General features: G+C 54.2%; 11 protein-coding genes. 9 read left to right on the top strand and 2 right to left on the bottom strand.

What is annotated here, in order from left to right:
- Nucleotides 1-7 precede the first annotated feature (7 nt).
- Nucleotides 8-403 (top strand): hypothetical protein, encoded by a 396-nt coding sequence (locus CHINAEXTREME_RS20915; RefSeq protein ID WP_007143073.1) that lies wholly within the window; start codon nucleotides 8-10, stop codon nucleotides 401-403.
- Nucleotides 404-416: 13 nt separating this feature from the next.
- Here CHINAEXTREME_RS20915 and CHINAEXTREME_RS20910 read toward each other — a convergent pair whose 3' ends face one another.
- Together CHINAEXTREME_RS20910 and CHINAEXTREME_RS20905 are read right to left on the bottom strand one after the other, a co-directional pair.
- Nucleotides 417-2,216 carry a hypothetical protein gene (locus CHINAEXTREME_RS20910; protein WP_007143072.1) on the bottom strand — a complete coding sequence of 600 codons (1,800 nt, stop codon included), beginning with the start codon at nucleotides 2,214-2,216 and terminating at the stop codon, nucleotides 417-419.
- Entirely contained in the window at nucleotides 2,209-3,444 is a 1,236-nt protein-coding gene (locus CHINAEXTREME_RS20905) for an AAA family ATPase (RefSeq protein WP_010546867.1), read from the bottom strand. The genes CHINAEXTREME_RS20910 and CHINAEXTREME_RS20905 overlap by 8 nt, the downstream gene beginning before the upstream one ends.
- 117 nt (nucleotides 3,445-3,561) lie before the next feature.
- On the opposite strand from CHINAEXTREME_RS20905, the gene CHINAEXTREME_RS20900 reads away from it, so the two are divergent.
- The 8 genes from CHINAEXTREME_RS20900 to CHINAEXTREME_RS20855 all read left to right on the top strand — a co-directional run bounded on the left by CHINAEXTREME_RS20900 (nucleotide 3,562) and on the right by CHINAEXTREME_RS20855 (nucleotide 21,767).
- The gene (locus tag CHINAEXTREME_RS20900; RefSeq protein ID WP_007143070.1) at nucleotides 3,562-5,418 is read left to right on the top strand and encodes a DUF4143 domain-containing protein; all 1,857 of its coding nucleotides are present in this window, start codon (nucleotides 3,562-3,564) and stop codon (nucleotides 5,416-5,418) included.
- An 832-nt stretch (nucleotides 5,419-6,250) separates the two neighbouring features.
- The gene (locus CHINAEXTREME_RS20890) at nucleotides 6,251-7,117 is read left to right on the top strand and encodes a hypothetical protein (RefSeq protein ID WP_007143068.1); all 867 of its coding nucleotides are present in this window, start codon (nucleotides 6,251-6,253) and stop codon (nucleotides 7,115-7,117) included.
- Nucleotides 7,118-7,186: 69 nt separating this feature from the next.
- Nucleotides 7,187-9,856, top strand: a complete 2,670-nt coding sequence (locus CHINAEXTREME_RS20885; protein WP_085946403.1) for a DUF1156 domain-containing protein — start codon at nucleotides 7,187-7,189, stop codon at nucleotides 9,854-9,856.
- 1,180 nt (nucleotides 9,857-11,036) lie between these two features.
- Nucleotides 11,037-12,794 carry a DEAD/DEAH box helicase gene (locus CHINAEXTREME_RS20875; protein ID WP_007143065.1) on the top strand — a complete coding sequence of 586 codons (1,758 nt, stop codon included), beginning with the start codon at nucleotides 11,037-11,039 and terminating at the stop codon, nucleotides 12,792-12,794.
- Nucleotides 12,787-13,980 (top strand): hypothetical protein, encoded by a 1,194-nt coding sequence (locus CHINAEXTREME_RS20870; protein ID WP_007143064.1) that lies wholly within the window; start codon nucleotides 12,787-12,789, stop codon nucleotides 13,978-13,980. Before CHINAEXTREME_RS20875 ends, CHINAEXTREME_RS20870 begins: the two co-directional genes overlap by 8 nt.
- Nucleotides 13,981-14,181: 201 nt before the next feature.
- Nucleotides 14,182-15,459, top strand: coding sequence for a sacsin N-terminal ATP-binding-like domain-containing protein (locus CHINAEXTREME_RS20865; protein WP_007143063.1), 1,278 nt, complete (start codon nucleotides 14,182-14,184; stop codon nucleotides 15,457-15,459).
- Between the two features lie 148 nt (nucleotides 15,460-15,607).
- Nucleotides 15,608-17,044, top strand: coding sequence for an IS66 family transposase (tnpC, locus tag CHINAEXTREME_RS20860; protein ID WP_029601814.1), 1,437 nt, complete (start codon nucleotides 15,608-15,610; stop codon nucleotides 17,042-17,044).
- Nucleotides 17,028-21,767 carry a hypothetical protein gene (locus tag CHINAEXTREME_RS20855; protein WP_238593403.1) on the top strand — a complete coding sequence of 1,580 codons (4,740 nt, stop codon included), beginning with the start codon at nucleotides 17,028-17,030 and terminating at the stop codon, nucleotides 21,765-21,767. The genes tnpC and CHINAEXTREME_RS20855 overlap by 17 nt, the downstream gene beginning before the upstream one ends.
- Nucleotides 21,768-21,820: the final 53 nt, after the last annotated feature.

Raw genomic sequence — 21,820 nt, 5'->3', positions numbered from 1 at the left:
TGGTGGCATGAGCAATATCGACGCAGTGGCGGGGATGTACAATATCATCGTTAGCGGTGAGCGAGAGTCTGCCGAATACCGAGTTCCTGTCGAAGAGTTCGTAACGAAGCTCGAGAATCGAGATCTCCCTGACGAGATCTGCGTAGCGGGACTCGAGGACGTCCTTACAGACGACGATGATCTTCGTGACCAGCTGGTTTCCACGATGCGACAAGAGATGGATTATCTCAACAGCCAGCGTCCGTTACCAGCGATTCAGTTCGTTGTCGACGGTGATGTCCAGGGTGCCGGTGACTCGTTCGACGTAGAAATCGATGATGAGTTCTACTCCTTGGAGCCAATTTTTGGTCGGCAAATCAAGAAGCGGGATTCGGGATGGCTCGTTGCACCGTTTCGCGTGTAACACCATCAACGACTTACATCAGGGGAAATGGCCCTTCTGTGCTTACTGAGGTTCCCTCTTGGTCTGACTTGAGGAAGTGCAAAGTCACAGTCCCATGGTCGTCATTCCCGCCAGGATCGTATATCGGAACGCACGTCGTCTCATGTTGCGGGTATTTTGGATGGTCTTCCTCATCGGTCTTTGCACATGCCTCTTTGATTCGGGACTTTGTCCACCGGCCCTGATTCTCTAGTTCCGGTTTGTTTGGTCCATAGGACGCAAATGCAATCGCCGCGATGACCCGGTCAGCGAACGTGGCGGGATTGCTGATACTAAACGGGCCGTTCGTATCGTGGACCTCCGAGAGGGCCTCCTCTGAAACGCCACTGAGACTGAGGTGCGCATCGGTCGTCGCCTCGAAAACGTGGAGCTCAGGATAGCTGATCGCCAGCGTCTCCAAAATATACTTTCGGATCCCATCCTCGTAGTCCTCACAAGTGAAGTCACCGTCAGGCGAAACGACCTCTATCTCTGCCCCAGTGTGTTGTACGGGTAGCCGAACATTGCGATACTGGGGGCAGAGGAATGCCATCCGGTCGGTCTCTGTGAGATAGGCGTACGCAAACATCCTCGATCGGGACCCAGAATCGTTAGCTGGATTCTTGCCCTCCCGATAATACTTGGAGTCCAGTACCGCGAGCGTTTCTTCCCCGTCCGTGAGGAGGTGATCAGGTTGATGTCGGGCGTCGGCGTTTCCAGCAAAGGGATAGATCAACGGCTCAGGTTTACATTTGACTCCCGACAGCTGGTCCAGATAGTCGATCCGGCGTAGGGCTTCGATTTTCCGGTTGAGAATTCGATTGGAATAATCCTGGAACAGTATATTCATGCTCAGCGCATAATCGACGAGGAGTTCCTCTGGGCCACCGCCAGCCTGACCAAGCAACGTCGAGGAGAGAATTGATTGGGCAGTGTGGAAGGCTCGTCGGTAGTAATGGCGCTGTCGGGGGAGATCTTGGAGGGAGAGCCGGCGATAGCCGCCGATTTGCTTCTGACTACTCTGAATTCCCAACTCTTCCATCCGTTCCACCTCCTGATGAACCATGGAAAGAAGCACATCCTGACGGGGGTGCTGATGACCGTCTTGGTCTTGCTGGAGCAGTCTGAGGAGGAGTTTCCCGGCCATATGAATCGCCGAATTCACAGGGTTAGCGTACTCGACCTGTGTTTCGACCCAGGTCGGGGCCGGATTCCCGGTAGCGTGATTCATAAGCGTCTGCTCGACATCGATTGAGCCCAGTCCCTCGAATCCGTTTCGACGATGAATATTGAGGTCCCGAATGAACCCCTCGCGTCGGATCGTTCGGACGCCACGAACATAGTTGATCGCCAGGATGGCGATAATGCGAGCGGATTCAATGCCGCTGGACACCAGTTCGTCGAGTGGAACCCCATAATACGACTGCGTCCTGTCGATGTCGTAGACCGTAAGGAGCATCTGGATGACGTGCTCCCAATCGACTTTGGGTTCGACCTGAACACTCATCCCCGGGACGAGCCTCACGATGCCGACGATGTCTGAGGGCTTGACATGGAGTGTGTCACCTACGAGGCGTACCGAAAGAACCTGAAGCGCATCCGTATCGGTATTTCGCCCGGATCGAGTCCGTAGTCGAGGCCGCTTCTTGACGAATTTGCTTCCTTCTCGAACAAAGTTCGCCGCCCGAAGTTCGGTATTGATCGTATCCGGATCGCAGTCCTCGATGATGAGCTTTCGATTCTCCTGGACGGAGCAGAGCGACGTTCCGTAGTCGTAGCGGACAGCCTTACTCATAGGCGCTGACGCCCATCTCGCGTTCCTCAGCCTCTGCTTGCTGGTTCGCGAGGTTCATAGCGGGACTGAGGTCGAATGCTTCAAACTGGTTGTCGAGCGTCTCGTAGTGACTCGCAAGGCGATTGATCTGGGGCAAGGCCGCTGTGTTCAGGAGACGGGGCGCAATATAGGTCGCAAATGCCTGCCCGACCGCGACGTCTTCTTCACCTGTGTACGGTCCACCGTTCCCACAGGCGTGCTTGAGGAACTGGGTGACGTCTTCGTAGTGCATCGGCCCGAACTCCATAATTCCGTCCTCACCGCTCGTGGTTGTCCCCTCATTGATCCCTTGGTGGTGGCTCTCGAAGAGTTCCTGTAGTTTGTCGCGATCAATGTCCACATCGGATCCGAGTTCTCCGATCCAGCGGTCAAACAGGGAGGCCCGTTCCTCGTCACCGTAGCGACTGAGTTCTATCATCGCGAAGCGACGGGTGATTGCATTGTCGAGCTCGTTCACCGTCCGGTCCGACATATTCATTGTACAGATGATCTTGACGTCATCGGTGAGCGTGAGCGGGTCTCCGTCGTCATTACGGAATATCACCTGGTCTTCGTCCTCGATGGCGGTATACAGCGGACCGAACACCTGGGAGATATCAGCCCGAGTGATTTCGTCGATAATGACTCCCCAGTTGTCTTGATACTCGTTTGCTTTCTCGATGCCCTGTGAGACGCAACCAGCCTGACGACGGTACTTGATATCCCCATCCTTGTCCGTCTCCGGTTGGATGCTACCGGTGATATCTGCAGGCGTCCACGTTGGCGTCGCAGTGTGGATAGAGTAGTCGATGCACGCCTCCAGTGCAAGCTGCTTAGCGAAGTATGTCTTTCCGGTGCCGGTCGGGCCGTAGAGAACGATCGGCTTCCCGACTTCGATAGCTGTGAGCGCGTTCTTCTTGACTGTATCCGGGACGAGTGTCTCACCCAGGTTGTAGTTCCGTTGTGCGACAGTCTGTTTAACTTCAAATGGTGTATCCGTCGAGGTTAGTAATGCTTTCCTGACCTCATTATTATCACCAGAAACGTTTCGATCAACCGTGAGTTCTTCAACCACATATCTCAATGCTTTCGGATCAGAAGATTTATTGATGAAATTTGTCGCCGTTGAGGCTGACCCAAGTATGAAGCCGCTATACTTCTCCGCTTCCTCGCGGTCATAATTTTCCCATCGAGGCTTCTCGCTACTCATTGGCTTACGAATACTGGGGAGGTATTATAAAACAACATGTATAGCGGAAAGGACCTGAGATAGTGGGATGCGAAGAAACATAGCTATGTGGATTAATGGTAGAATTGAGACTGAATTATGGAATTTGACTCGGAGTCCTTCACTTCTGGGCAGATTCTCATCCAGCGACTTGAGGAATACAACCCGTGGTGGGAGCGTAGCCGAGAGGCGAGCCTAACGGGGGAATATTCATCGCTCCAGAATATTTTTCACCAGACATACGACGACCTCCATCAGCAGCAACGGCGGTTGATTCCCATTACCGGGCCTGACGGGGCTGGGAAAAGCGCCCTCCTCAAGCAACTAGTCTCTGCGCATATTGATCCGGATTTCGTAGAGAAGTTCGTTCGAGATGCAGATAGGCGTGAACAGGCTCAAGACCACCTCGTACCCCCATCGAACGTTCTGTACATTCCTCTTCGAGATGATCCGGTATTCCAACTTCAGCCGGAAGACCAGCTCCGAGCAGCCGTGGACCACTTCGAGACGCACGTCCTGCGGCGCCCTCGGTCGTCGCCCCACTACATACTGTTAGATGATCTCCATACGATTGAACGTCCGAACAAACGCGGAAATCAAGATATCGGTCGCTGGGAACGTCTTCTTACAGACTTGATTGCTGAGCACGATGAACGCCGGATCGTGTTCACGGCGCTTTCGAGAGGAGCCGTACGGGAACGATTCGAGGAGACCGACGTTGCAGAAGTGAACGAGGGGCCACTCGGGGAGACACGCGAGCTGTATCCCATGGGCTTCTCCGATTTCCTCAAGATGCGATACCGGGATATCGAACTCGCACCATCAACTGAACGATTCGATGAGAACGCAGTTCGAAAGGCGTTGCGAGAGGCTGTCGAAACGGGGGACGCTGACCGATTCGTAGCCGAAATTGAAGCCCAGAACGGCGACGCCATTACTGACTCATCGACAGTCCGGCGGGAGATCGCGAATTACTGTACGAGCGGGGGAACGCTGACGCTCCGGATCGCCGGAGACGACGTCTCGATTGACGAGGAGCAGTTTGTCGACATAATCCGTGGACGAGACGACGTCGATTTCGAATCCCATCAGCGAGAGCTACTCACGGACTTCAGAAACGACCTCCTTCATGCTACGACGAATCTTGGAGGGGTAAAGGACGCGCTCGGCTTGGAGCGGTTTTGTGCCCTCACCGCTCACGAACACCCGACCGGGGATGTACGCTTCGACGAGCTAACCGACGTTCTCGATGTCGATCGCCGAACCCTCCGAGATAAGTATCTCCGTGTACTTTCACGCCTTCACCTGCTATCGGCAGCACAAGAGTACGATAATCAGCGTCCGCGGAAACTCCGATTTTACCTGCGGGATCCAGGAATCACGAACGCGTTCTGTCGGAATGATCTCAATGACGTGCTCCGGCGTGAGCCCGGACTAGACGAGGCACTGGCGAAGGCGGTCGCGTTCGATCACACGATCCGGCTGTCGAACGAACTCAATCATCCACATGATCCGAAACGCGGTGTAGTCAAGTTCTGGGCCGGATCGAAGGAATCCGTCGACTTTGTATTCAAACTGAATGGTACCCCAATTCCAATGCTCTGGTCCTACAATCGAGGTCTCGACGAACTCCAGCGGAGTGTAGATACCCCTGAATTCGATGCGCTTCAGGAGTTCCTTGAGGGGGACGCCTGGGAGAGCGAGCAGGATCGCGTCGATGAACTCTTGTACAGTTCCGTGCCGGACTCATTTGCGAAGCAGCGCCGGGAGTACGTACAGGATGAGCAGTATGCCGGAACACTCGACGATGGCGGAACGTCTGTGCTTGATGGCGAACCAGCGTTTGGCGTGGTACTGACGAACGCTCGAGAATCGCTAGACGATGGAATTTCTGTCGTTGATGACGGAGCCAAACCAATCATTCAGATTCCGCTCTGGGTGTATCTCAGGTTATAGACGATCTCGGGAAAACATTCTTGTCAGCTGCCAATGTGTGAGGACTAATCGGGCTGCTATTTCTCGGTGAATTCCGTCTCGTCCAGGCTTTGTGCGATATCTCTGAGTGACTTCTCCGAATTCGATCTCGAGGATCGCTTCGACTTGGGCGGCGTGTAGTCTTTTCCGAGTTCGGGCGCGCCGTGAGTTTTCGGATCGAATTCTCGGTCCTCGAGTGAGGCAAACGCGTCGTTCACACTCCGAGTCTGTCCCGCGCCTGCACCGTCGTGATGCAGCGGGGGTGCGCTCGCGCCAGCTTCCTCGTACATCGGAACTGCGGTGTACGTACTACCGTTCTTCGAGGAAATCTTTACTGCCACTGTATCGCCTTCGTCCCAGGACCCTGACCTGAGTAAGGCAAATGAGCCCTTCGAGTCACCTTCGATGACAGCGTTCCCAGAATTACTGATTCGATCGATGCCTCGAAAATCGCACCAACTTTCAATTGAGGCATTCATAGCGATATTGATACTACACCCATATGAATGTTAACCACAAACAAGATTGAGAAATCTGTCTCAAAGTCTAGTTTCGCTTTCTGTATATCGGAACTAGAGACATATCTCTAAGACATCAGTGGATTGATTGTATAGGCTTCAAACGACAGAACATGGGTCGGAGTCACGATGTTCGAACGATGTTTGCTCGGCACAAGCTCGGTGGAACGACAGATCACGTTCGATGGGTCCGGGAGAATCACTACGTTGCGATCAATTGGGACGACTCTCCGAGTACTGACGAGACCGACTACGGGAATGATGGACGATCTCGAGCGTACCAAGAAGTTCGACGAATGCGGAAAGTCGCTCGTGACGAGGAGCGACCAGTTGTCGTCAGTGCGTATTACGGGAATCGAGTAGACCAGTACGGGAATTCGATACTCATCGGACGAGTCGATCCCGAGGCCGACGTCCACATTATCTACTGTCAGAAGGGGGAGGCTCCAGTTGTCTACGAATCAGAGACGGCCGCACGAGAGGCCGGTGTACCCGATGAGAACGACGGTGATGAACTCGAGGACGAATGGGTATTCAAAGCGCTCCCACTGATTGGATGCGATGCGTATGACGAACCGAAGTCGTTTTCATTTACCGACTATCCGCTGCTTTCGGCGGTAAGACCACGACATCACTCGTTTTGCAACTGGTACGCCGCTAAGGAACACTTGCGAGCAATCGATATGGGTGCTGACTCGCTTCGGGATATCGAAGACGACGTCGATGATCCGAGTTCACTTCTCGCACCGGCGCAACTCGAGGTCCTCTGCAACGAATACCTACGTCTCGAAGAAGCGTACGATGAGTACACGCAGACTCTACCAGTAGGCCGTACGATGCGAGACGTAGATATTGTAGGCCAGTATGACGGTGGGACGCTCTTCGCGCAGGTAACGCAGGCAACCGGATCGGATCTCGAGGAGAAAGCCGAAAAGCTGGCAGCGTATGCTGACGAGAACACGGTCTGTATCTTATTCGGGCCAAGTGGAGAGGTAACTGAAATCGATGTAGAAGGCTACGAAATCCTTCAAGAGCCGAACCCGACTGCGCTCAGCGCGACAGAAATAGCATACGAGCCAGTGTCGAAAGTAGTCTCGACAGTAGATACGGAACGTGCCGATCTACTCGAGACGATGTATGAATTACCGGACCCAGCACAATAGTGGATCGCCAACCGGCGACGACTCGAGTAGATTTATATCACCGCACTGTCTGTGACGTACACATCAACGATGTCGCAGGATCACCAGTCCGGTGACCGGACCGAACTCCCTATTGAACGCGGATTCCCGATCGAACGGGTCAATGAGATCGCATCAAAAGAAACGACCGGTGGGGCACGCGAGTACTATCGGCCGATCTATTGTATGCACAAATGGTGGGCTCGACGTGCAGGATCCGTTTTTCGAGCAATCTCTCTATACACCTTGCTCGATGAGGAAACGGAGTTCGAAGTTCGAGATCCTGGTTCGAACGGTACGCTCGATATGTTCACTGAAAGCGACGATATCCGAGAATCAATTCGTGATATCGATCTCTCGAATCCAGAGGGAATCTGGGATCTCTATTCAAAGGACGTTCGAGTGAGTGACAAGAAGGTCCTTGACCCATTCATGGGTGGTGGGACATCGCTCGGAGAGTCATCTCGATTTGGTGTTGAAGCAACGGGATACGACATTAATCCTGTTGCGTGGTTCATAACAAAGAAAGAGATGGAAGCTCATTCAACGGATCCTGAAGAGTTGGAAGAAGCCTTCCAAGGTATCAAAGAGGCGGTCGAAGATGAAGTAAAGCAGTACTACAAGACATCATGTCCGAACGGTGATCACGAAGCTGACGTGATGTATTATCTATGGGTAAAAGAATTAGACTGTATCTCTTGTGGTGAAACCGTTCCACTGTTTGAAGATTACCGTGTTGGCCGTGGTCGATACGAAAACAAGGGTAAATACAATGTCTACTGCCCTAAATGCGAATCAATTACACTCGTCGAGGATTGGCAAAATGACTGCGAATGTAACCATTGCAACCACAAGTTCGTCCCTAAGGATGGTAATGTGACTCGGGGAGGTAACTATACGTGTGAAGAGTGTGGTCAGAAGTATGGTATCAGAGATGCAATAAACGAACAAGGCGATTATGATCTACGTCTTTATGCTCTTGAGTACTATTGTTCCAGTTGCGATGATAAATCAAATGTAGATAGATCAAATATAAAGGGATATAAAGCGGTTGATTTGCGTGATCACGAACTCTTTGAATCGGCACAGGATTCATGGAAACAGCAGGAGAATCTCCATAACTATATTCCAACTGAAAAAATCGCTGATGGTTGGTATACTGCATCCACAAAATTTGAGGGATCTGCCCCAGGAGCCCACGATATCAAAGAGTTTGGATATGAAAATTGGGCAGATATGTTTAATGAACGCCAACTCTTATGTCTTAGTACTATATTACGAGAAATTGATAAAATAGAAGACCAGAATATTAAAGAATATCTTCTATTAGCATTCACTGGATGCCTTAACAGAAATAATATGATGGTTGGATATAATTATGTCCATAATCAAATTACTAACATCTTCAAATCTAACTCGTTTGATCCACCCCAGCGACCTGCAGAAAATAACGTCTGGGGTCTAAAGCACGGAACTGGACCGTTCTACCGGAAGTTTGAATTGATAAAACGAGCTGTCGAATACGCACACGCTCCGACTGATAGGTACATTGAGGATGGAGAAACCATTGAAACCCCAGGTTTTGATACTCCACTCGGAGAAAATACGAATGTCATCTGTGACGATCTGAGGAATATCGACGCCGAAAACGAGTACGATGCGGTGATCACTGATCCGCCGTACTACGACAACGTGCTGTATTCCGAACTCTCAGACTTCTTCTACGTGTGGCAGAAGATTGTCCTCGAGGACGAGTATGACTGCTTTAGTTCGGACAAGACTTCGAGGTCCGAAATCGTCGCTAACCCTGCTCAAGATAAGGGGGTCGAAGAGTTCGAAGCTGAGCTGCGAGAGGCCTTCGAAGTCGTTCACAAGGCATTGAAGGAAGATGGTGTTCTAACGTTTACGTATCATCACAGTGACTCTGAGTCTTGGGGTGAACTCCTCGAAGCGCTATGCGATTCGGGATTCGTAGTCACCGCAACGTATCCTGTTACTGCAGATCTTCAGAAGCTAACTAAGGGAGAAGCAGTTTCATTCGATATTATTGTCGTAGCCAGACCAGCAATAGAAAGAGAACCAATCAGTTGGACATCCCTTCGACGAAACATCGTTCGAACTGCAGGAGTCACGCGAGAGCAACTAGAGGCGGAACGTGACCTTTCGGCAGGAGATATCGGCGTCGTTGAAATGGGAGAATGTTTCGCGGAGTATTCGAACCACCACGGCGAAGTCCGTCGGGATGGTGAGACCATGTCCGCAAAGGAGGTTGTCGACGAAATCTATGGAATTATCCAAGAAGAAAGTGACCTTGGTGAGATTGATGTTTTCCTTGATCTTCTTGAGGAGTGGAAACCGACGTACAACGACCTAAACAAGCTCTGCCGTGGGACCAACGCTACCCCTGATGGGCTCAAGGAGATGCGACTCTTCTTTATGGACGGGAATGACCTCATCTTAGGTACGTGGGACAACCAAAAACGCCAAGCGTATATTCAGGACAAGGTCAGTGATGAAGACCGTGATCTCAACAATCTCGATAAAGCACAATATCTCCGCTACCTGTTCGAAGAGGGTAAATCCTCGACAAAGTATCTGGAGCGCTGGGAAACAGACGATCTCGAGGAACTCTGCGAAGGACTTGCTGAGGCAACTGGAGACGAGACGTACCTAAAGATGCTTGGTGTCGATACGTCGCTGCCTGAGTACACTACCGAATAGAACTTCACTGTCTCTTCTCTACGAACAGCCTATTATTCCACCCAATCGAGTGTTTCCATACTTCTCTACCAGAGCACGCGGGATTTTAGATCGGAAAGTTTCCGTCGAATCGATGTTCGCGGGTACGACGTTTCCGGATCCCATACGACGATTGGCTGATCGCCACGATCGATAACAGCAGCGTTGTACGAATCGTCCCCGAACGTCAATCTAACATAGATCGATTCGCTTGAGCGAGTTCGAATCGTGAACCTGTGTTCTGCGGTTTCCTGGATGTGGATGTCGTCTTCACTCCAGTCAATTTCGTTCGCAAACTCGCGGTTCGACTCGCCCCACCAAGAGGGGGTCTCCGATAGCTGAATGTTACGCGTCAGGTCGAAATAGACGGCTTCGAACTGCCAAAGGAATCCGTTCCCGTCACAGTTCTCACAGTCAGTCACTCCGGTTCCGCTACATCCATGACATCTGGTGTGGCCCTTTGCATCACAGTGCGAGCATGGGACCTCGCTCGTAAGCTGTCCACTGCCATCGCATTTGGAACAGTCCCTGTTCCCCGAATCTCCGTCACAGATCGGGCAGCGTTGTGACTCCGTCCGAAATTTAGTCCCACCACATTTTCGGCACTTCTCCCTTCCGTTCCCGTTACAATCGTAACACTGGACCTGCCCCGATTTCGCGCACGCGTTACAGGGGATCTCTTCCTCTGTCGCGGGGTCAGGGACCCTATGTGACGTTTTACCCGAAAACGGATCATCAAGAAGCCAATCTTGAAGGCGCTGAATCGGTTTTCGGTTGCCGGTTTGGTGCCACCTACGCGACTCCCTTTCGACGGATCTAGAACTGGAAACGGTCACTGTAGCACGCACGAATAATTGTTGTCGGATGCATTCACGGATCTCTCCATGTCGCTCAAAGGCGCTGCTCGAGACCATCCATCGTGAAGAATCGAGATGATCTTTGATCACTGTCTCCGCATCTTCCACTGGGATACTCACGGTGACCGGAGGTAACCAATAGTCAATCATAATGATTATGCTAATGTAATTTCCAAGAGTTGTAGATGGCATACTTCTGATTGTAGGACTGGACGATCGATACATGCTGATAGACGGATAGTAGAAACCAATCAGAAGAGGGCAACTGGGAAATCTATTTGTGGATAACCCGTCCCTTTGATATCATGAACGAGCAGGACCTCGTCGACATCGAGGTCACACACGATGACCCGGACGATCTTGTTGACTCCTATTCCTCGGGAATCTCTGATTTTCCCTTTCACCGGCAGACCGTCGTGGCGAATCGCCTTCTTGCGGGACAGCCGGACACCGAATTACGATCGCTCTCTCGCGTCGACGAAGAGGAGGTCAAACTCCTCGAACACCAGGTCGACGCTGCTCACAGGGCCCTCTTCGAGATGGATGGGAAGGCACTCCTCGCTGACGAAGTTGGCCTCGGAAAGACGATCGAAGTCGGCATGATCCTGAAGGAGATGCACTACCGCGAGACTGACGATTCGGTGCTAATCCTCACTCCGGCGCAGCTGGCCAAGCAGTGGCAAGGCGAACTCCTCGAGAAGTTCGGACTCGAGTTCGTCTGCAACTACGACGACGAGTTCCAGGGGTTCGACGCACACAATCGCATCATCGCCAGCATCGACACCGCGAAGAGCGACCGACACCGGGCCATGGTCCTCGCTCGAGACTGGGACGTCCTCGTGATGGACGAGGCTCACTATGTGAAAAACGAGGAGACAGATCGCTATGACCTCATCGATAAACTCACCTACGACTACGCGTTCTTCCTTACGGCAACGCCTATCCAGAATGAGCTCACTGACCTCTACAATATCGTGTCCTTGCTCCGCCCCGGATTATTCGGCAGTCGGGATACGTTCCATCAATACTTCATAAACAGCAATCAGGAGACGTTAGTGAACCGGGACGAGTTACAGCGGCGGTTGGGCCAAGTGATGATCCGAAACCGCCGTGAGGACACGGACATCGACTTTACAGACCGTATTATCGATACACGAACCTTCGAGCCGAGCGAGGCGGAGCAAGAACTCTACGACGAAGTGACAGAGTATGTCCGCGGCGCCTACAGCCAGGACAGCGGCCAGAAGTTGGTGTTGATGCTGCTCCAGAAAGAGGTCGTCAGTAGCCCAGCTGCACTCGAACAAACGATTCTCAAACAGCTCAACGAACAGAACGAGCTGACTCATCGGAACGAACTCGAGACCATCCTCGACAAGATCGACGCGATTGACACCATCACAAAGCAGGAGCGACTGTTCGATATCGTGGAAGAAGTCCGTGAGAACGTCGAGATGGGACGCGTTATTGTATTTACCCAGTTCCGACCAACCCAGCGTCAGGTTCTCCAAGCGTTGGACGAGCAAGGATACACCACTCACGCGTTCCACGGCGGACACTCGAGCCAGGAAAAGGAGGACATCGTAAACCAGTTCCGGGAAGAGGGTGGCGTTCTCGTCTCTACCGACGCGATGAACGAGGGTCGCAACCTTCAGTTTTGCAATATCATGGTGAACTACGACCTCCCATGGAATCCAATGAAGGTCGAACAACGGATCGGGCGGATTCACCGGATTGGCCAGAAGCGAAAGGTCTACGTGTTCAATATGGGGCTGAAAGGCACTATCGAGGAGTACGTACTAGAACGGCTCTATCACAAGATCGATCTCTTCCAGCAGACGGTCGGCGAGCTGAGCACGATTCTCACTCGGCTCGAGGACTCCGGGCGGAGCTTCGAAGACGAAATCTTCGAGCGGCTAACCAACGCAGACTCCGAGGTTGATCTCGAGAACGACTTCGACTCGATGGCGATCGATCTTGAGGAACAACAGGACCTCTCACAGAAGGTCGAGGAGTTCAATAGCGGCGTCTTCGAGAGCTTCGATCTGGGAGCAGACGATGACTGATGTGACTCATGCGGTGACGCAATCTGCGTTGGAAGCCTTCACTCGGGAGTACTTGAACAATCTCGGTGCGGCTATCCGTGAGGACGGAAACCGATGGCAGGTGCGATTACCTACGCACGTAGACGTCGATTTTAGTGACCGCCGCGAGTTCGAAATCACCCTGGATGGTGAAAAACGAGACCAGGGAGAGGACTCTGTTTGCGTGCTCACGCCAGAGAGCGAATTTACCCAACAGCTACTCGATGAAGCGGCAGCGATGGCCACCGTTGGACAACTTGCCCTGACGGACACGATGATTGATGACGACTATCGGTATCCTCTGTGGATTGTAGAGAGTGATGTAGAAGTTGTAGACGCGGCGTTCAGTCCATACTATGACCGGACAGCCATCTGCGTGTTCGTCCGTATTGACGTCGAGACAGTTAGCGAGTACCAGACCCAATTCTTGGAAGCTGTGACGATCGACGTTGAGTCGAACGATCAACTCCCTGGTGTTACAGAGATACTTGTCGACGAGTTTTTCAGCCCAAAATCGGACTGGCGTGACGATGTGACTGTAGGGAGTGACCAGAGCGACGTGACGATTGCTCCGGATAAGCTGGCAAACGCAATCACTACTGGACAGAAAGCCGCTGTAGAAGGGGTTCAGGAGGAGATCGACGAAATTCGTCAGTCGGCATCTCATGCTGCTGATTCAGAGTTTGAAGAGTACCGGCAGCTTCAGGAACAGCGAATTAACGACCATCGCAGCGAGATAGATGCTCTCTCGAACCGTCTTCAGAACTTATCCACGGACGTCGACGACGCAGACTCTCAGCAACAACGTGTAGAAGCACTTGAGAAGCGGCGTGAACTCAAAGCCGAGAAAGAAGACCTCGAAACTGAGCTAGAGGAACTCCTACAAAAGAAGGAACAAGGATATGCTCAGAAACAGCGGGAAATTTATCGCCGACACGCGATAGAGGTGAATACCAAACCTTCTGCCTTCACGCTTGTGACATACGAACGCGGGGAAATCGAATTCACAGTAGGTAATAGTGATCGAACCGACACTGTCCGTGCACCGTATGCGATCGGTGCTGGTGTAACCGACGAAGTTCACTGTGAGAGTTGTAATACGCAGCTCTCAGAGGAGAATTCGATCAGCATGGTTGCGGGAAGACTTGGCTGTCAGAGTTGTTGGTGACTCCGATGAGAACACATCTTCAGGTAGAGATCGAACAGAGATTCTCCAGGAACTCGCCGAAACACGGGAGTTGAATCTGACGGAGTTCACAGCTGTTGAACCCGGATAACCAGCCATCGGTAGAGGATCAAACCCCTCACTTCACGATTATCGGCAACGTCTCCATGGAATTTATTAACTATTTGCGCATCTGTCGATAGCATGGCAAGTCAATCAGCGGTCGTAGACCACCTTTCGGAAGCGGAACTCTTCGAGCGGTGGAGCGATCGTTGGGACCATTTCCTCGATGACTTTTCTGCGGCGTCGTCCTCAGGCACGGTTTCTGAACGCCTCCGAGACAAGGTGAAAAGCGGGAACGCAGAGCGAGCAATCGCCGGCGGTCACGAAGGGCGAGAAATTCTGGAACTCCTCCAGAACGCCCGTGACGCAATCCCTGGAGACACTGATGGTGGCCGCGTCTACGTTGGAGTGTACGACGAAGGCGTTCTCGTCGCGAACACCGGCCACCCCTTCGATATGTTCGACCCGGATGTCGAGGATGCCGTCACGATGATTGGCGAATCCTCGAAGGGGAACAGCGACCAAGAAATCGGACATAAGGGGGTTGGGCTGAAGTCAATACTCGCTACTGGGGATGCATTCGAGATCTGGACACGCCACGAGAGTGCTACAAATGAAACGCTTCGCGTCAGGCTCAGTCGGTCGTACGTCACTGCTGCGTTGCTCTCGTCGTTAGGGTACGATACGTCTGCGTTCGATCTTCGTGGTGCTGTCTCGAACGAAGCGATCCAGGCACTCACCACGGCTTCGAATGCTGATCAGCGAACCGAGGAGCTGACCCAGGCCGCTCGGGAGGACATCGGTAAACTCCCGCTCTTCGATTTTCCGGTCCCCTTGACAACAGCCTCTGGGGCAGACGATCCTGTTGCAGACCGAGCATCGGCGCTCCTCACTGGCGATGTCGACGAATGGTACGGTGACCCCTTCCGCACAGCTGTTTTCGTTGAGTTCGAGGACACGGAGTGGCGAGACCTCCTCGAGGAGTTCGATATTCCACTGCCTGAATCGTCCGACAGAGGTAGTGCTGGTCGGGCCGAACGGCTCTGGTCGTATCTCTCGAAGGAGGCTGACGGTGAAGGCACGACGAGTGAAACGCTGACACCCGAGACGCTCATCCAGTTTGGCGGGATCGAGTCATTGCTGCTCGAACGCGTCGACGGCACGGAGCAACCAAGCCGGGAGCGGTGGGATGTCGACCGTACCCCTGGGCCACTCGATAGCGAGACAGTGCGTCATGAGACAGTTACGGTGGCTGTCAGGGGAACGGACACATCGTTCGCGGACGAGCAGTTCGACCAGTTCGGGTTTGCTGACGACGACGCACCCACGCAGTTGCTCGTTCCGCAGACGAGAACTGAACGAGAGCGGCCACAGGAATATCCGCTATACCTCTACTATCCGATCGAGGTATGTGTTTAGCCCGGGCTGATTTCGGTACTCTCTCGTAGGAAGCGTTCAACGGACGCGATATGAACAGGCAGCAGACCTCGGATACGATTCTCAGGGATGGGCTCCGCACCGGAGCCCATCCCGTTACTTCTGCTGTCACTACTGGTTGGTGGAGTCTGTGAACGCAGACGATTTCACCAAAGAAGAGCTCCTTTCTCGGCTTCTCCAACTTGAGCAACGAGTCGAAGAACTCGAACGGGAGAACAAGCGAAAGGACAAGAAAATCGATCAGAAGGACGAGCGGATAGAAGAACTCGAAACACGCCTTCGCAAATACGAAAATCCGCATACACCGCCCAGTAAGCGACGGTCGGGGACTGACGAGTCCCCGACCTCGCAGGACGACGAAGACGAGAATGTTCGAACCGATGGCGGTACTCCCGGACGGAAGGACGGTCACGACCCTGAGTGGCGTGCAACAGCAGATCCCGACAAAGAGATCGATGTCACCTGTGACTGTTGTCCCGAGTGTGGCGAACACTTCGACGAGTCGGTGGGCGTCAGCCCCCGACTCGTCGAGGAGGTTCCCGATCCACAGCCACCAGAAATCACCCGGTACAACCGTCACTACTACCAGTGCAGCTCTTGTGGAACAGAAACCGTTGCTACACACCCCGACTGCCCCGATGAGGGGCAGTTCGGGGTGAACGTCATCTCTCAAGCAGCACTTTCTCGGTACGATCACCGCCTCCCCTACCGGAAAATCGCTGACCGGTTCGAGCAACTGCATGGATTAGAACTCTCGGGCGCGTCCGCGTGGCACGCGACCGAGCGCGCTGCGCGCGCCGGTCGCTGCGAATACGAACAGATTCGAAGACAGATTCAGCAAGCAGAGATCGTTCACGTTGACGAAACCGGTATCAAACGCGAGGGTGAGCAGGCGTGGATTTGGACGTTTCGGACGAGCGAGCACACGCTATACGCCGTAAGGGAGAGTCGTGGAAGTGATGTTCCCGCGGAAGTCCTCGGCGAGGACTTCCCGGGAACGGTCATCTGCGATGGGTGGACGGCGTATCCAGCGTTCAGCAGTAACCTTCAGCGGTGCTGGGCACATCTTCTCCGAGAAGCTGAAGACGCTGCTAGTGACCACGAGGAGGCAGAACCCGTTTACCGGTATCTCAAGCAGATGTTCGTCGGTCTCCAGTCGTGGCTGGAGACCGACCCGAGTCTTCGTGAGAGAGCACAGATGCACCGCTCATGCCAGAACGGGCTTAGATCGCTCGTGGGGCGGTCAGTAACCGACGAACCAGTGGCAACACTACTCGGGAAAATCGAAGGAGGGATCGACCACTGGCTCACCTTCGTCGGTGAGCCAGCGGTCTCCCCGACGAACAACGCAGCTGAGAACGCACTTCGTGAACCAGTCGTTCTCCGGAAAATCATCGGGACACTCCGTAACGATCGAGGTATGTTCGTTCACGAGACGATCTTGTCCCTGCTGGCGACATGGCGCCAGCAGGGACGCAATCCCTACGAAGAACTTCGCCGAGTCGTCAACAACAATGAGATGATATCACGGGCTCACACTGAACCGGCTGTTGAGACTTCGGGGTAAACACGTACCGATCGAGAATACACGGGACGTTTCGCTCCCGTTCTGTCTCCATGGGCACTTCACGGTCGAGACGAATCGGAAGGATCTCAGTCTCAACAGCCTCGATGAGAATCAGGCAGTCCTCGAACGAGGAGTGGAGCTCGTAGCTCGAGTTGCCGAAGCAGCTGGCGGGAGCAACTTTGGCGACCGCTATCCGTGGATCCTCCTCCCGCCACCACCGAAGAGCTACCCGGACAACCCGAGTTCACAGGCGAGCTTGCTCACATGGTTCCGTGCCGCAGTCTATGAAGAACTCCGTGAGCGGCCGTGCGTTCCCACAGTTAGCGATGAAGACGGGATATCGACACCTGTTGTACCCGGGGAGTCGCTTCTGCACTGGGACGGCACCGTGCGCGATGGCTTCCTCGCACTGTTCGAGGTGACCGACTCGCTTGATGAATCAGTTTCCGACGCTGTCGTTGACCGCCACTTCCCGACGAAGAAAACACTCGAAGGTTGTCGTTCCGTCCCGGCCACATGGGAGGAGAGGATCGAGGCGCTCCTCTGGGTTGACGATGCAGAACAGTTCTCAACCGAGATTGCCCGTTCATGGGGGGCTATCCTTGGCAGCCATCTCGACCGGCAAATGGTCGGCCAGGATACGTCACATCTCGTCTGTAACTCTAGTACTGCTCGGGCATTATTTGTCGGTACTATCGAGACGATACTCCGCTCTGGCTCGAACGACGATGAGCTGTCAGCAACGCTCGACATGCTCTCCTCGCACCTGGAGGGAGTATACCTCCTCCCCTGCCGTCGCACGAGCGAGAACGGAGTAGTCGGTGACGACTCCGATGGAACGCACTCTGAGAGTGGTGCGGCGGATAGTACCCTGCTCGTTCCCATCGAAGCACGATCGGGACCAAATCCGAACGAGCGTGGGACGAGCCGCACACGGTCAGTCATCTGGGATGTCAACTCACCGGAACGAGACACCCAACCGCCTGAAGTACCGCGTGAGAAGTCGAGTTTCCGAGTCTACTTCTTGGATCGAGCGGTCGAACAGAACGAACGGGCCCGTCGCGTTCTTGACCTCGCTGGTCGACCGTGGGGGGTCCGTGTCTACGATGGCACGCCGAGCTACTTCCGCGAACTCCTGGACACATTCGCAATGGATGACTCGGCGCGTGTGAAGGCACTAGACTTCTACTTCCTTGCGAAGCAGATCAATAAACTTGGGAGCGAATCGACGGACCTTCAGACGGACGAGGGCTCGTTTGTTCCGACTGAATACGTGAAATCCGCGGTTGCACGATCAGATGGTGACCAGCGGCAAAACCTCCGCCGACGTCTGAACCTCCGAAATAATCGTCTCACCCTCCCGCGAGATGGAGGCACCCATACTATCCGGGAAACGATACTTGGCGACGATTGGCAGCGTATCCGGGCACTAGCCCACGGAGAGGATGCGACTGAAGACTGGGACACGTTCGATGGAGATGCAAGTACGACATGGCCAGCACCGACTGAAGAGGCGTGGGTTCCTATTGCCGGTGCGCTTGAGACTGACGACGCTCACGAGCGAATCGCGAAAACACTCTCGTTGTTCGGTGTCTCGGTGCTTCCCGATATCCGGACGGTGTGGATGTATGGACCCGGACATCCACGAACACGAGGCGACGCATCCTGGGATCCCGTCAAGTGGTCTGCAGACGACTTTCTGGCGGGTGACGGTGTCCCAGAGAGTGCTGGCGCACTCCAGCGTTCTCTAGCAGACGCAGGAAATGTCTATCAACAGTGGATCACGGCGCCAGGAAGACATCCGCAGACGACTGCCGAGCACTCGAACAAATGTAACGTCAAGACAGATGGCGTCCTCAGAGACGTCTTCCTCGCAACGTGGATCTGGTTCGACGACCTAGACGCAGTTCAACAGCTCGGCGAAGAGAATCTGCTCGAACTCCTTCACCGGTACGAAGGCCAGTTCACCAAGTCGATACTTGAGACGGGATGGACCTGCTCGCATGGTCATCAGCGTGACGGCTACGGATGGTCGAAATCAGTTCCGACACTCCTGAACTGGCAGCTTCGCCAGATGACAGTCTGGGACACAACTGTAACAGTGAATCCAGAACTCCAAGGCCGCTGGGGAGATGACGCTGCCCGATTTGCCTATACAGTCGTAAAGACGGGGTCGCGTGGTGCCCGGGCCTCACGACTCTTCCCGCACATCGATCCTGATGATCTTGATCTCTCTGAAGAACTCCTCCGAAAGCTGGGGGTGAAACCAGTCGGTTCGTTCGATGCAACTGAAGCTGCGTGGCACCTGCACCGGCTCCTCGAAGTCCTCGCCGTCGACGGCCTACGCGAGGAACCGGTCGCTCTCGATATCCCTGACGACCGGGATAATGATTGGAACGCGGCCTATACGGCGCTCCTGGAACCGATTCTACGTCAGCTGCCTGCAGAGGACCCAGCAGCGAAGGACGTCGACATACCGTTTCTCTCTCACCTCCCGATTAAGCGTAGCGGTGAGTGGCAAGTCACGTCGCTAGAGTGGCTGGCAGAGAACGCCGACAAGGGTCGCTACTACGAGGATCAGTCACCGAAGCCGTGGGAACGCCGTGCCGTCGAACAGGGCGGTCACTGGCTCCTCCCCCGAACTGCGTCAGGGCCGTTTACCCGTCTCACCAACGCTCTCGGGATTGCTCGGGTCGACGCGTCGAAGCCTATCTTCGAAGCGGACGAGCTGACATTCACGGACGAGTCAGTCGCCGAATTCCGTTCGGCGCTCCGTGATCGGATGGTGCTCCTCGTTGCATCACTCGAACAGCGGAGTGAGGACCGTATCCGCGAGTTTGCAGATGATTTAGACGCCGCAATCGCAGAACTTCGAGTGGCTGAACAGTTCCCCGAGGTGATCGAGGACGATCTTGACACCCCGAAATCGGGCCTCTACGCGCCTCGAGACGGTGAAGAAGCCTTCGTGTTCAATTCAGCAGCCTTCGACGACGGGCTCACCCTCGACGGGCTTGCGAACGCTGTCTCGCTCCTTGCCGAACAACCGACGACGATCGCGACGTTCCGAGAGGCACTCGACGATGATCTCTCTCCGGCAGAGCTCACGAAGCGTTGGCAGCGGCGAACCTTCCCCGTCGACGACGTCGCACGCATTCTGGGTACGAGACGGCGTCGAGACCTCCGGCAACGGCTTGACGCCATTGTCGCCTTGGTTGAGCGCTTCGACGGCGTGGTCGCTCCGACAGTCGACGAAGTCGTTGAAGCAATCGAGCGCGAGGAGGACATCGCTGTTCAAGACTTCAAGCGGGCCTTGTGCGGCGATGAAGCCACTACTCTGGACGGGACATCGCCCCAAGGAATGTTCGTTCGCGACGTTCGAGAGAGTCTTCCTCACGAGCTTAGATTCGTTCTCGATCGGCTCTTTGGCGAGGATCGGCGACCGTGGCGGGAGATAATCTTGGAGTCCGAAAGCGGCCGCGAATCGGACGTGATTGATTGGCTGGCGAAGAACGCGAGAGCGCTCGACGCGACAGCATGTTTCCCACAGTCAGTTCCGTCCGCCTACGTCCGTGTGCTCGCTGTGATGAACGTCTGGGATCGGACGGAGACGACGGATCTCAACGACGTCGATGTGTGGCGGTCGCGGCTTCGCGCCTTATCGACGGAGTCAAACGTTCAGTGGGTGGACCGACTCCCTGACCGATTACAGAATGAGGACGCAGACGGCGAGCTGTTATTCTACTATTCACCCGAAGACCGGTTCCGGTCGCAGGTCGTCACTCCCTTCCTCGAGGGACTTTCCGGAGCTATCGCGAACGAAACAGGGGATCTGAAGACAATGCTGCGACGGTATATCCTTGAGGGAGAGTTACCGGAAAATGAAGCGACGGTCTCCGCTGCTGACCACCAGGACGGCGCACTTGCTGACCTCCAGTCTGCGGCCATAAGTGGACAGCAATTCTCAACCGAGAGCCTTCTCGATGCAGGGTTCGAGGTGCAAAGCGCCTCAACGCGGACGACCGGGAGTGGCGGCGGTGGCGGTAGTACGCAGTATCGTGGTCGCGGTCAGCAAGGCGAGGCTGCGACGCTCGTCGCGATACTGGATGATGCTGCAGTCTGGCTTGACGACCAACCCATCGGAATGATTCGGACGATTCGCTCGACGTTCCGTGCGCTGCACGACGATCAGCAGAATGGGAATCACATCTGGCACCTCGACCGAGTCTGGGAACAGGAACTACTGCCGCTATTGTCGGGCGGTGGGTTAACGCGGGAATCTATCGTCGACTGGCGTGATCACCTTGAAGATGGACGGCTTCGGGACCACCCATTGGTCAGGCTCTGTAACGTCACGCTTGAACAGGGCCCCGGGTTCGACGTGATCGACCCGTTCGGTCCATTGTCAGGTCCACGTGGAGAATTCGGTATCGACCAGTTCGTTCCCGTGGAGGTGAAAGCAGTCGGCGGCCGAACCCCACCGTTCCACTTCCGACTAACGACCAACGAATACCGTCGCTGCAAGGCATTCCTCCGAGAAGATCGCTCGTATGTGATTCGGCTTGTTCACGTTCCTGAGCCAGGGACACCCAACTGGGCGTCAGAGACGCGGTTCGTCTCTGAGATAGTACTCGAAGATGTGTCGGACGCTGAATCCCTGGTTCGTGGAGATCCCTTCGAGGAAGTCGTTAAAGGCGGCTACATGAATATGAGCATAGATCAGTGACTCACCCCATTATTGTTGGTTGCGAATAGATTTTCACCTCCAAAATCACGCAG

It is taken from the genome of Halobiforma lacisalsi AJ5, from assembly GCF_000226975.2.
GTDB lineage: Archaea > Halobacteriota > Halobacteria > Halobacteriales > Natrialbaceae > Natronobacterium > Natronobacterium lacisalsi.
Note: the sequence above shows the minus strand (reverse complement) of the source record. Positions and strands in the feature narration are given on the sequence as shown.

Coding starts and splice junctions, on each gene's coding strand:
- CHINAEXTREME_RS20915 (WP_007143073.1), top strand. CDS start 8: ATGAGCAATATCGACGCAGTGGCGGGGATGTACAATATCATCGTTAGC.
- CHINAEXTREME_RS20910 (WP_007143072.1), bottom strand. CDS start 2,216: ATGAGTAAGGCTGTCCGCTACGACTACGGAACGTCGCTCTGCTCCGTC.
- CHINAEXTREME_RS20905 (WP_010546867.1), bottom strand. CDS start 3,444: ATGAGTAGCGAGAAGCCTCGATGGGAAAATTATGACCGCGAGGAAGCG.
- CHINAEXTREME_RS20900 (WP_007143070.1), top strand. CDS start 3,562: ATGGAATTTGACTCGGAGTCCTTCACTTCTGGGCAGATTCTCATCCAG.
- CHINAEXTREME_RS20890 (WP_007143068.1), top strand. CDS start 6,251: ATGCGGAAAGTCGCTCGTGACGAGGAGCGACCAGTTGTCGTCAGTGCG.
- CHINAEXTREME_RS20885 (WP_085946403.1), top strand. CDS start 7,187: ATGTCGCAGGATCACCAGTCCGGTGACCGGACCGAACTCCCTATTGAA.
- CHINAEXTREME_RS20875 (WP_007143065.1), top strand. CDS start 11,037: ATGAACGAGCAGGACCTCGTCGACATCGAGGTCACACACGATGACCCG.
- CHINAEXTREME_RS20870 (WP_007143064.1), top strand. CDS start 12,787: ATGACTGATGTGACTCATGCGGTGACGCAATCTGCGTTGGAAGCCTTC.
- CHINAEXTREME_RS20865 (WP_007143063.1), top strand. CDS start 14,182: ATGGCAAGTCAATCAGCGGTCGTAGACCACCTTTCGGAAGCGGAACTC.